This window comes from Gordonibacter massiliensis (ex Traore et al. 2017), from assembly GCF_019731765.1.
In the GTDB taxonomy this organism is placed as follows: domain Bacteria; phylum Actinomycetota; class Coriobacteriia; order Coriobacteriales; family Eggerthellaceae; genus Gordonibacter; species Gordonibacter massiliensis.
In genome coordinates, this window is sequence record NZ_JAASIO010000001.1 from 626,567 (window position 1) to 638,846 (window position 12,280).

At 64.9% G+C, this 12,280-nt stretch carries 9 protein-coding genes; 8 read left to right on the forward strand and 1 reads right to left on the reverse strand.

Translation table 11 applies throughout. The features are described from left to right. The first annotated feature begins 82 nt into the window (after nucleotides 1-82). The 3 genes from HCH03_RS02580 (at nucleotide 83) to HCH03_RS02590 (ending at nucleotide 4,100) form a co-directional block, all read left to right on the forward strand. Complete coding sequence (locus HCH03_RS02580) at nucleotides 83-1,426, forward strand: phenylacetate--CoA ligase family protein (RefSeq protein ID WP_221688230.1); 1,344 nt, start codon at nucleotides 83-85, stop codon at nucleotides 1,424-1,426. Between the two features lie 212 nt (nucleotides 1,427-1,638). Beyond that, nucleotides 1,639-2,295, forward strand: coding sequence for a LysR family transcriptional regulator substrate-binding protein (locus HCH03_RS02585; protein ID WP_221688231.1), 657 nt, complete (start codon nucleotides 1,639-1,641; stop codon nucleotides 2,293-2,295). A 521-nt stretch (nucleotides 2,296-2,816) separates the two neighbouring features. Continuing rightward, nucleotides 2,817-4,100, forward strand: a complete 1,284-nt coding sequence (locus HCH03_RS02590) for an ATP-binding protein (RefSeq protein ID WP_221688232.1) — start codon at nucleotides 2,817-2,819, stop codon at nucleotides 4,098-4,100. On the opposite strand, the gene HCH03_RS02595 is transcribed toward HCH03_RS02590, so the two are convergent. Further along, nucleotides 4,089-5,915 (reverse strand): lipopolysaccharide biosynthesis protein, encoded by a 1,827-nt coding sequence (locus HCH03_RS02595; protein WP_246599468.1) that lies wholly within the window; start codon nucleotides 5,913-5,915, stop codon nucleotides 4,089-4,091. The two genes, HCH03_RS02590 and HCH03_RS02595, sit on opposite strands and share 12 nt — an antisense overlap. A gap of 684 nt (nucleotides 5,916-6,599) precedes the next feature. Between HCH03_RS02595 and HCH03_RS02600 the strand changes: the two genes are divergently transcribed. From HCH03_RS02600 to HCH03_RS02620, 5 genes are all read left to right on the forward strand, one after another. After that, complete coding sequence (locus HCH03_RS02600) at nucleotides 6,600-7,664, forward strand: 2-oxoacid:acceptor oxidoreductase family protein (RefSeq protein WP_221688233.1); 1,065 nt, start codon at nucleotides 6,600-6,602, stop codon at nucleotides 7,662-7,664. Further along, the gene (locus tag HCH03_RS02605; protein WP_246599470.1) at nucleotides 7,661-8,929 is read left to right on the forward strand and encodes a transketolase C-terminal domain-containing protein; all 1,269 of its coding nucleotides are present in this window, start codon (nucleotides 7,661-7,663) and stop codon (nucleotides 8,927-8,929) included. Before HCH03_RS02600 ends, HCH03_RS02605 begins: the two co-directional genes overlap by 4 nt. 2 nt (nucleotides 8,930-8,931) lie before the next feature. Then, a complete protein-coding gene (locus tag HCH03_RS02610) occupies nucleotides 8,932-9,852 on the forward strand; it encodes a thiamine pyrophosphate-dependent enzyme (RefSeq protein WP_221688234.1) in 921 nt (306 codons plus the stop codon). 101 nt (nucleotides 9,853-9,953) lie between these two features. Then, nucleotides 9,954-10,784: a YaaA family protein gene (locus tag HCH03_RS02615; protein ID WP_221688235.1), complete on the forward strand. Its 831-nt coding sequence runs from the start codon at nucleotides 9,954-9,956 to the stop codon at nucleotides 10,782-10,784. A gap of 445 nt (nucleotides 10,785-11,229) precedes the next feature. Continuing rightward, nucleotides 11,230-12,270 carry a protein kinase domain-containing protein gene (locus HCH03_RS02620; protein WP_221688236.1) on the forward strand — a complete coding sequence of 347 codons (1,041 nt, stop codon included), beginning with the start codon at nucleotides 11,230-11,232 and terminating at the stop codon, nucleotides 12,268-12,270. Nucleotides 12,271-12,280: the final 10 nt, after the last annotated feature.

Here is a 12,280-nt window from a genome sequence, read left to right on the forward strand (position 1 = left end):
AATGACGTGCATGGTTGTATTTGGCGCCCGTTAGTGGTTTCATGCTATACGCTGCAAAAATGGAACCGAGCAAGGAGCAACCATGGCGAAGGACATCCCCGTATCCCAGAAATACTACGATCCGGAGATCGAGTGCATGCCGCGGCCCGAGCTGGAAGCGCTGCAACTGCAACGTCTGAAGGACATGGTCGCCTACGCATACGAGAACACGGTGTACTACAAGCGCGCGTTCGACGAGGCCGGCGTGAAGCCGGGCGACATCGAGACGCTGGCCGATATCGCGAAGTTCCCGTTCATCGACAAGAAGACCGAGCGCGAGACCCAGCACGTGGGCTCGTTCTTCGGCGAGATGTGCTCCGTGCCCGAGGAGGACGTCATCTTCATGGCCACCTCGTCCGGCTCCACGGGCGTTCCCACGGTGAGCCCCTTCACGCAGGAGGACTTCGACCTGTGGCAGGACACCGAGGCGCGCCTGTTCTGGCAGGCCGGCATGCGGCCGAACGACCGCTACGTGCACGCGCTCAACTTCGCGCTGTACGTGGGCGGGCCCGACGTCATCGGCGCGCAGCGCCTGGGCGCGCTGGCCATCTGGGTGGGCGCCGTGCCCTCCGACCGTCTGCTGTTCGTGTTGAAACAATACCAGCCCACCGTCATCTGGACGTCGCCGTCCTACGCTTGGCACCTGGGCGAGGTGGCGAAGGAGAAGGGCTACGACCCGAAGGTCGACTTCAACATCCACACCATCATCGTGGCCGGCGAGGCGGGCGGCTCCATCCCGTCCACGCGCGAGGCCATCGAGAACCTGTGGGGCGCGAAGGTGGTGGACTTCTACGGTCTGTCCGACATCTACGGCGCGTGCGCGGCCGCCTGCGAGGCGCACGACGGCCTGCACATCGTGGAGGACCAGATACTCGTGGAGACGGTGGACGTGCGCACGGGCGAGGTGCTGGCTCCCGGCGAGACGGGCGAGCTGGTGTACACCACGCTTTCCAAGAAGGCCCGTCCCATGATCCGCTTCCGCACGGGCGACATCGGCTACGTGTCCACCGACACGTGCGAATGCGGCCGCACGCTGGCGCGCATCCACGTGACCGGCCGTAAGGACGAGATGTTCATCGTGAGCGCCGTCAACGTGTTCCCCACCGACATCGAGTACGTGGTGCGCGGTTTGGACGGCTTGACCGGCGAGTACTCCATCCGCGTGTACGAGCAGGACTTCACCTGCAAGTACGAGGTGTCCGTCGAGCGCGCGCTGGGCAGCGACGAGCCCTACGACGAGGTGGCGAAGCGCACGATGGCCGCCATCAAGGCCCACGTGGGCGTGCGCCCGCAGAAGGTTATCGTGTATGATGCGGGCAAGCTGGGCACGTCGTCCGAGCACAAGGCCAGTCGTTTCATTGACGAGCGCGGCTGCCAGACGAGGTAGGGAAGCGGCCGGCCGAACCGCACCGGCCGCCTAGCCTGACGCATCGCGCCGGCTGCTTCGTTTGCCGGTCTGCAACGATCGTTTCGCTTGCTGACCTGCACCGACCGCCTTGTTTGTTGCTATTGCACCAACTGCTTTGCCTGTTGAACCGTAGGGGCGATCTCCAGATCGCCCGCTTGCGCGAAGCGCGAGCACAAGAAAGGACCACGCGCATGACCACTACCACCTTCGCCGTTTCCGGCCAGCACTACCTGTTCAACGTGCAGACGTTCGCCCACACCGTGCTGGCGCTGGGCGGCGACTCCTTCGCCTACGCGCTGCGCGACCGCACGACCCAGGGCGTCATCGACGACGTTGCGAGCGGAAGAAGCGAGCTGGGCGTGCTGTTCGAGACGTCGGCCACAGCCGACGAGGTGAACGCCGCGCTCGACGCCGCGGGCCTCGAGTTCGTGGAGCTCATCCGGTCCGCCCCGCGCGTGGCGCTGCCGGCGAGCCACCCCATGGTGAACGCCGCGAGCCTGACTTTGGAGGATATGGAAGACTATCCGTACCTGTACTTCGAGCAGGACGAGGACTCGCCGGTCGCCTTCGCCGAGGAGGCTCTGGCCTCCACGCCGCGCGCCAAGAGCATCGCCTGCACCGACCGCGCGTCGCTCTCCGAGCTCATCGTGGCGCTCAACGGCTACACGGTGACGAGCGGCATCCTCGTGGGCATCTCCGACGGCGCCGGCCTGAACACCGTGCCCTTGGACACCGACGTGAAGCTTCACCTGGGCTACGTGGGGCGCAAAGGCGAGCAGCTGGGCGAGACGGGCCAGCGCTTCGTGGACACGCTCAAGAAGAACCTGACGAAGTACGCGCGGTTCTAGGTTTCGCGGGCCGTAGGCCCGCGAAACCTGCCGACGTTCGGGTTCCGCCGGCCTGACGGCCGTCGGAACTTGCCGACGCTACGAAGCCCCCTCGCGCCGATCCTCGGCCCTTTCTCGCTTGCCCTCGCGTACCGAAGTACGCTCGGCCGCGAGACGGACCGATTATCGGCGCGAGGGGGCTTCTCGCTGACTTACTACGCCAACTTGGGCGGCAGTTTTCGCGCTGCGCGCGAAGCGCGGGCCGCTCCGCTCCCGCGCGGTGCAACCTGGGCGGTCGTTATGCGGCCTGCGGCCGCATGGCAGACGTCGCTGCGCTTGCCTGCCGGGGAAACCTACACGGTTGTTTTCGCGCTTCGCGCGAACGGGCGCTCTGGAGAGCGCCCCACGGTTGAACCGGACATCGTCCTTCGCCCTTCATCTTTTCGTTTAGGAACTTGTTGCGCACGGATGGTTAAATTTTGTCCATTGTAATTGACAAAAATGCATATGCAGTGTAATTTGTCGATTGAAATGGACAAAATTTGGAGGCATCGATGATCGACCGTCCGCTTTACCTCGACAGGATTCGTCCTTTTATCGGCAAACCAGTCATCAAAATAGTCACGGGAGTGCGCCGGTCGGGAAAATCGACCCTCCTTCAGCTCGTCCGTGCGGAGTTGAGATCGCGAGGCGTGCTCGGGACGGATATGCTCGATGTCAACTTGGAGGTATACGCGAATCGTCATCTCAAGAACCCGGATCTGCTTTACGAACAGGTAAAGGCATGGGCAGATGAGCTAGACGGTCGAAAAGGCTACCTCTTTCTTGATGAGATTCAAGAGGTCGAGACTTGGGAGCAGCTTGTTCCCGGCTTGCAGACGGAATTCCAGATAGACATCTACCTTACCGGTTCAAATGCTCATTTTCTCTCAAGCGAGTTCGCAACCTATCTCAGTGGACGTTACGTAGAAATATCGGTTTTTCCGTTCTCTTTTTCCGAGTTCGTGCGGCTTAGGATGAACGACGGGATACAAGAGACTGTCGACGAGGCGTTCGACGTCTATCGGGTGTTGGGCGGATTCCCATTCCTTTCCTACCTCGATTACGCGCCCGACCCTTGTCGGGAATATCTGCTCAGCATTTACGACACCGTGGTTTTGAAAGACATGGTGGAGCGCGAGAGCATAAAGGACGCATCGCTGTTAGGGGAACTTCTTCCGTTTTTGATCGCGAACATAGGTCACACATTCAGCGGGCGCAGCATCGAGCGCATGCTGGAAGGCGAGAATATCTCCATTTCCGTTGGCTCGGTTTTGAAGTACGTGCAGGTGGCTTCCGATGCAAACCTGTTGTATCGCGCATCGCGCGTTGATGTGATGAGCAAGAAAGTGTTCAAGAGCCAAGAGAAGTACTATCTTGTCGATCAGGGCTTGAGAGAAGCGGTGTACGGAAACAACGACCGCAATATCGATCAAGTCCTTGAGAACATCGTTTTCCTCGAATTGCTCCGTCATGGATGGAAGGTGACGGTGGGAGATAAGCCTCTCGTTGTTTCCGGCACCGACGAAAGCGCGTCCGCGCCGGGAGGCGCTTCACGCGAGATAGACTTCATCGCTTCGAAGGGATCGCGCAAGCTTTACCTGCAAGTGTGTTATCTGCTGGCAGATGAGTCAACGATAGAGCGTGAATTCAAGCCGTTGGAGGAGTTGCGGAGCGATTACCCGAAGTACGTGCTGTCGCTGGACAAGGTTGATCGGAGTCAGAACGGTATCATGCATCGGGACATTCGCACGTTCCTCTTGGAATCGGACGACTTACTGCGGTAGCATCCCCTCGTCGTCGCCATTCGGCCGGCCGGAAGGCTCTTCCGCGCGGGCGCGCGCTTTCGCGTGGGCGGCGGCGCGGGCTGGCGACATGCCGTTGGTCGCTCCGCCTTCGGCTTCCAGCTCGGCCTCGATCGCGCGCACGCGCGCTTTCTCGTGGGCGGCGGCGCGTGCGGTCGTGGAGCGTCCGTGCGCGCTCGGGCTGGGAGCGATGGCGCTGGCCTCGGTCTCCGTCTCCTTGGAGAAGCCCAGGCGGATGCTCACGTACTCGCTCACCAGCAGCACAAGCAGTATGCACATGACGATGAGGTAGCCGATCACCGCGCCCGGCAATCCGGTGAAGTTCACCAGTAGAAGCGGCACGAACAGCGAGAACCCGAACGTGATGATGTAGAGCTTCGTCACGGCGCGCTGTCGTCGCAGCACGGTGATGACCTGGTACAGGAAGTCGATCGCCGCCGTCACGCCGCCCGCGGCGATCATGATGTACAAAAGCCCGCGGAACTGCTCGAAGTCGAGCCCGTACAAAAAGCTCATGATGGGGATGCCGATCCATCCCATGACGAACGCCGTAGCCCCCGTGTACGCCACGATAACCACCATGATGGCCACGATGATCAGATCGAACTTCTTGCGCTTGGCGGGGTCGCCCCACGCCTCGGCCATGCGCACGAGCAGCGGCTTGTAGATGAGCCCGATGGTGAGCAAGATGCCCTGCGCGGGAAAGTACAGCGCGTTGAAGTACAGCTGGTTGTCGTAGCTCAGCACGCCTTCCATGACGAACTTCGGCATGTTGTCGATGAGCGCGTACAAAAACAGCGCCAAGAACAGCGGGAAGCACTGCTTGAACAGCCTGCCCACGCTGGCCGGGCTCACGCGGCGCGACTTCGGCGTCTCGAACATTGCAAGCGGGAACGTGAGCACCACGAACGTGAGGGCGGCGGCCACGGCCATCACGATGCAGGACACCGGCAGGTTGCGCGTGATGAGCAGGCACAGCGAGAACGCGACGAGCACGATCACCGAGCGGAACGCCTGCGACACGCCGGCCAGGTAGAGCTTGTCCACCTGCTGCAGGCGCCCCTCGTACACGTCGGCCAGGCCGTCGACCATCTTGTACACGTACACGCCCAGGCTGATGGTGAACATCTCGTCCGAATAGCCTCGGATCATGCAGTACGCCACGCCCACCGCCACCATGATGGCACACGTGATCCAGCGGTTCGTCTGGTAGTCCGAGAACGAATGGGCCTCGTCCAGGTCCGACACCTGATAGGTGCGCACGCCGTAGTTGGCCAGGTACATGAGCAGCATGCCGGTGACGAACGCCATGGAGAACATGCCGGCCTGCTCCACGCCAACAAGCTGCGTGACCACGACGGTGAGCACGGGGAACACCATGCCCCACGCCCCGATGCCGATGGAGTTCCACACATAGTCGCGCGTGGTGCGGTGCGCCGCGTACTCCTCTTCCTGCTGGGCGAGCGAGCGTTCGGACACGGCTCCCAGCAGGCGGTTGCACCAGTGGTTCACTTGACGCGTGACGAAGTTGGGCTTGCGGGGTTTGCGCGCCTTGGCGTCGCGGGCTCCCCGTCCGGTTTGGTCGCGGTCGTTCTTGCCGAGCGATGCATCGTTGCGCGACCGGGCGTGATCTCCCTTGGCGGCGTCCTCCGGCGAAGGCCGGCCGTGCTTGCCGCGCGCGACGTCCTCGCCGGATGCCGGCGCGGCGCTTGTCGTCTCGCCTGAATCGACGGGCGGCTGGCTCGTTGCCGGGTGTTTCCTGCCGTACGCGGGGCGGTCCATCACGGTGTTCGCCAACTCCTTCGCATGCCTCTTCGTCCGATCTCTCTTCGAGCATTATATAGTTCGCACAAGGCCGCGCCCCTAAGATTCATAGCAGCAGCAAACGCGAATTTCGCGCTCTCGTGACCGCCTGTCGGGAGTTCGGGCACGGCAAAGAGGTGGGGAGGTGCGGGCGCGCACTGGCTCCGCGACTGCGGCACGCAGGTTCGCCGTGGCAAAAAACTTCGGCCGGGGGGAGGGGTTGGCTATTCTTCGGCGGGTTTCCGTGGTTCTCCGGCGTTCGTGGAAGCGTTTGCCCAGGCAAGATTTTCCAATGCGCACGACCGATTGCCACAGATCGACTTTTGCCACGACTCCCTCCCCGTGCACAAAAATCACCGATGTCCCCCTCTGGCGGCCGCCCCGTCTTCCCTCGCGCCCGCGCTCGATTAGCGTGACTTGGGCAAACGCCCCGCAAGAGCGCGCGGTGCCGAGCGAGCGGGCCCTTCCAGCCCGGATTCTAGGGGGACATCGGTGATTTTTGTGCAGCGGCGACCCTGCCGGAGGACTGCTGGGACCGGAAATCGGGCAGCAGGTTCGCGCCGCGCTTTGCCCAATTGGGGGAGATTGGCGGCACGTGGGCGGAGCGAGCGCGTCCTCCTCCCAGCGGCAGCGGTATACTTGCCTGACCAACGTGCGAAGATGCGAAAAGGATAGCTCATGATCGAAGTTCTATGGCACGGCCGCGGCGGCCAGGGCGCGTTCACGGCGGCGCGGCTGCTGGGAGCGGCGGCGTCGCTGGCCGACGGGCGGCACGCGCTCGCGTTCCCCGCGTTCGGGCCCGAGAGACGCGGCGCTCCCATCAGGGCGTTCACCAAGATGGCGGACGAGCCCGTCGGCAACCGCAGCGCCATTGCCAAGGCCGACTACGTGGTGTACTTGGACGACACGCTGCTCGGCGAAGGATGGGACGGCGAACTCAAGCCCGGCGGCATGGTGTTGGTGAACAGCACGCGAACGTTCGACGACGAGCGCATCGTGGCGCTGGACGCTGACGGCATCTCGAGCGCCGTCCTGGACCGGCCCATCCCCAACACCGTGTTCCTCGGGGCGTTGGCCGCGCTGTGCGACCGGGTGAGCATCGAAGACGTGGAGGAGGCCATCCGCCAGTACATGCCCGCGAAACTGCACGAGAAGAACCTGGCCATCGCGCGAAAGGCTATGGAGGCGGTAGGCCACCGCCCCGAGCAAGCGCAGCTCCCCATCTGTCATCCTGAGCGAGCGCAGCGAGTCGAAGGATCCTCCGCGTCGGCAACCGAAAGCGCCCCGACGGAGCCTCGGCGCCCTGACGCGCACATCCCCACGCTGCGCACGGGCGCGCTCGATCCCGAGAAGTTCGCCCGCTCCACGTGCTTCGAGGCGGGCTACCTCACGGTGAAGAACGCAGGCTGGCGCAACATGCGTCCAGTGATCGACGCGGCCTCCTGCACGGGCTGCCTGCAATGCTACCTTCTGTGCCCCGACGGCACGGTGTTCAAGGTGGGCGAACCTGCTGCCGAAGGCGCTCCGGTGGCCATCGACTACGACTTCTGCAAAGGCTGCGGCGTCTGCGCGAAGGCGTGCAGGTTCGGCTCCATCACGATGATCCCCGAAAGCGAGGCGGATGCCCAGCCTCCCTGTCATCCTGAGCGGAGCACCGAAGGTGCGAAGTCGAAAGATCCTGCGCGGCGACAGCCGGCAGATCAAGGGACGCAACGGCAAGAAAGCGAGGCGGATGCCCGATGAAGCGGTTCCTTTCCGGCGATGAGGCGTTCGCCGAGGGCGTGCGGCTGGCGCGCCCGCAGGTTGTCAGCGCGTACCCCATCACGCCGCAGACGGTGGTGGTGGAGCGCCTGAGCGAGATGGTGGAGGACGGCTCGCTGGCCGCAGAGTACGTGCACGTGGAGTCCGAGCACTCGGCGCTGTCGTGCGCCATCGGCGCGTCGGCCACGGGAGCGCGCACGTTCACGGCCACGTCGAGCCAGGGTTTGCTGTACATGGCCGAGTGCCTGACCTACGCGTCGGGCGGCCGGTTCCCCATCGTCATGATGAACGCGAACCGCGCCACGGCGCTGCCGTGGAACATCTACGGCGACCAGCGCGACTCGCTGTCGCTGCTCGATCACGGCTGGATCCAGGTGTACGCCGAGAACAACCAGGAGGCGCTCGATTTGGCTCTCATGGCCTATGCGGTGGCCGAGGATCCGGCGGTGCGCACGCCCGTCATGGTGAACCTGGACGGCTTCGCGCTCACGCACACCTACGAGACGGTGGACGTGCCCGCGCCCGAAGAGGCCGACGCCTTCCTGCCGCCCTACGACGGGGCGGGCAACCGCTTCGACTTCGAGCATCCGGTGAACATCGGCTTCTCGGCGGGGCCGGAGTACGACCGCTACTTCAAGTACTGGGAGCATCGCGACATGCAGGAGGCGGCGCCGCGCGCCATCAAGCAGGCGGAAGAGCGCTTCGCCGAGGTGTTCGGGCGGCGCTACACCGGCATGATCGAGTGCGTGGACTGCGACGATGCCGACGTGGTGTTGGTGACGCTCGGATCGGTGGCGGGGCTTGTGCGCGGCGTGGTGTCCAAGCTGCGCGCCCAGGGCATACGGGTGGGCCTGCTGCGCATCCGCTACCTGCGTCCGCTGCCGAGCGTGCTCATCGCCTGCGCGCTTCAGGGCGCGAAGGCCGTGGGCGTGCTGGAGAAGGACGTCTCGTTCGGCGCGGAGGGCACGGTGTACACCAACGTCAACTCGGCGCTGCACCAGGTGGGCGCGCATGTTCCCACGTACAACTTCATCGGGGGCTTGGGCGGCGACGACATCTCCGAGGCCCAGGTGGAAGGCATGTTCCGGGTGCTCGTGCAAGCGGCCGAGGGCGAAGCCGACCTGCCGCATGTGACGTTCTTGGGCATCGATTCGCCGGCGGATTGTCATCCTGAGCGCAGCGCGCAGCGCGGAGTCGAAGGATCCCGTGCGGCGTCAGCCGAAGCCCTATCGGAAGGGGGGCGGTAGCCATGGCCGTGAACGCCAAGAACATCAGCGACGACGAGTTCTTCTTCGGGCACAAGGCGTGCGCTGGGTGCGGCGGGTCGCTCGCCGTGCGCGCGGCGCTCAAGGTGCTGGGGCCGAACGCCGTGGCCGCGCTGCCGGCTGGTTGCATGAGCGCCGTCGGGTTCAACTTCCCGCAGCTCGCCTTCGCGAACAACGCCATGATCACGCCCTTTGCCGCCACGGCCAGCGTGCTCACCGGCATCGAGGCCGGCTTGCGCGCGCAGGGGAAGAAGCCCGACGACTGCACGGTGGTGGGCTTCGCCGGCGACGGCGGCACGGCCGATATCGGCCTGCAAGCGCTCTCCGGCGCCATCGACCGCAACGACGACGTGCTCTACATCTGCTACGACAACGAGGCGTACATGAACACGGGCATCCAGAAGAGCTCGCTCACCCCGTTCGGCGCCAAGACCACCACCACGCCGGCGGGCGCGAACGTGCGCGGTTGCCTAACGCAGAAGAAGAACCTGTTCGAGATCGTGGCCGCCCACGGCATTCCCTACGCCGCCACAGCGTCTATCGGCTACCTGAACGACTTCATCCGCAAGGTGGAACGCGCCCGCGACATCCGTGGCACGCGCTACATCCACGTGATCGCCCCGTGCCCCACCGGCTGGGGTTGCGGCGTGGACGAGACGGTGGACATCGCGAAGGACATCGTGGACACGGGCCTGTGGTATTTGGCGGAATACGAAGGCGAGCAGGTGAGCGGCGTGCCCGGCGGCCGCTTCAAGCTCAACCGCGACCCCAAGGAGTTCGCGAGCGTGGACGCGTATCTGCATCGCCAAGGCCGCTTCAAGGCCCTCACCGACGAGGACGCGGCCGCCGTCGAGGCGGGCCGCGACGCGAAATGGGAGGCCATGCGTCGGGATTGGCGCGGCTAGTGCATGCTCGGCGTGCGGACGGGCGTGCGCCCTGTCGCAAGGCGGTGCGGCGGCCTTGCGACGGCCGGCACCGACAGGTTGAGATCGAGAAGGGGAAAGCCGTGCGCTTCATCGTATCGCCCGCCAAGAAGATGAACGTCGTGGACGACGCGTTCGCTTGGCGCGACCTGCCGACGTTCCTCGACCGGACCGAGCTGTTGCTCGGCGCGTTGCGCGCGCTGTCCTACGACGAGGCGAAGGCGCTCTGGCGGTGCAGCGACGCGCTGGCCGAGCTCAACTTCGAGCGCGTCCGCACCATGGACCTGCGCGCCAGCGCGCTCACCCCGGCCGTGCTGGCTTACGAGGGCATCCAGTACCAGCATCTCGCGTCGCAGGTCATGGACGAGGCGCAGCTGGCGTACGTGCAGGAGCACCTGCGCATCCTCTCGGGCTTCTACGGCGTGCTGCGCCCCTTCGACGGCGTGGTGCCGTACCGCTTGGAGATGCAGGCGAAGCTGCCCGTAGGCGGCGCCCAAGACCTCTACGCCTTCTGGGGCGACCGCCTCTACCGCAGCCTCGCCGCCGAGACCGACGTGATCGTGAACCTGGCCTCGGTCGAGTACGCGAAGGCCGTCTTTCCGCACGCGCAGGCTTCCACGGCCGCCGACTCTGCTTCTTCGGCGGTGCCCGCGCGGGTTGGCGACGGCGAGGGCCGACCGTCCCCCGGGCTGTCCCCGCGCGTCGTCACCTGCCTGTTCGGCACCGTCGACGAGCGCGGACGCCTCGTCCAACGCTCCACCGCAGCGAAAGCCGCGCGCGGCTCCATGGTGCGCTGGTGCGCCGAGAACGACGTGCGCCGCATCGACGATCTGCGCGCCTTCGACGTGTTCGGCTACGCCTTCGACGAAGCGCGCTCCGCCAACGATTGCCTCGTGTTCGTGCAGGGGCGTTGAGCCTCGCGGCGCTTCCGCTCCCGTCCGTTTCCGTCTTAGGATTCCCCTCATATGAGCTCGGGGCCCCCGGCTTGCATGCGACTTGCAGATTCGCCGCCGGTTGTCTCGCGGTACGCGCAAACCTTGCTTGCAGGAGGATCGTTCGCGCAGGACGCCGCCTGCGCCCGCTTCCCGACGTGCGGCCGACGACGGTTGCGGCGCCTCGAACGGGGGCTCGTGCGAAGTTGCGCAACCCGTCCGGGCGTTTCAACGGGCTATAGTGCGAGGAGGGAGGCCTCCCGAAAATCGGCGGCGCGCACGTCAGAGCACTGCTCCAGGGCGGTGCGAGCGACCTCCCGCGCATGTTCGCCAGCACTCCTTGCACAGAACGCGTTTCCACGAGGGCCTCCGAACGGACCACGCGCCTTGGCGACTCTGGGCGCTCCGGCGAAGTGGAGGATCGGGCATGCATATCCATTCAGGAAACCGCGTCGAAGGACGTGGGCTGGCATCGCATCCCCTTTCGATCGATCTCGTGTCGAAGAACAGCCGTTCGAGCGTGTTCGTTTGCCGCCTCGCATCGGGCGCGGCGCCCCAGCGTGCGTGCTGTTTGAAGACCATGCGGGCGGAAGGCCCGTATTTGCGGCATCAGGTGGAGCTGTTCGCACGGCTTGCCGAGGATTCCCGTTCGCGTTCGGCGGAAGGGGAGGGCGGCACGCCGCGCGTTCTGACGTACGGGGTTGTGGGAGAGTCGCCGCCCGGCTCCGATCGTGGCAAGCTGCTCTACGTGGTGACCACGTGGATCGAGGGAACCGCGCTTTCGCACGTGATCGCGCAACGGACGCGGGGATGCCGGTCGGTTCCGCTCGCCGAAGCGCTGTCGCTGCTGTTCGATGTGGCCGTTGGCCTGCGCGACCTGGGGCGTTTCGACACGAATGCTCCGCTGATCCACCAAGACGTCAAGCCGTCGAACATCATCGTTTCGCCTTCTCCCCGCAACCGGGCGACCATCATCGATTTCGACACCGCGTTCTTCTTGGGCGGCCCTACGGACGCCGTGCCCTGCGGATCGTACGGATATACCGCGCCCGAGGGCGTTATCCGCAACGAGGGCTGGGAGAACGACACGATGGACGTGTTCTCGTTCGGCATCGTGGCGCACGAGGTGCTCACGGGGCTGTGGCCGTACCCGTTCCCGCCCTCTCCGCAGCGCGGTCTTTCTTTTTGGTCGGCGTACTGTCGCCAAGGAGCCGGCCCCCGCGTCGATGACAGGCTGCCGCGCGATATCCGTCGCACGATCCAGGCTTGCGTCTCCCTCGATCCGGCAGCGCGTCCGAGCGTCTTCGAGTTGGTTGAGCGGATGGAGCGGCTGAAGGATCGATACGCCGGCTCGAACGCTTCCTGCCCGCCGGCCGACGTCTCACAGCCCCTTCCCACGCCTGCGGATACGCCCCGTTTCCGTCCCGATTTGCCGGCCGGTGATATAACGAATGGTGTTGCGCAATAGGGCGACCTCC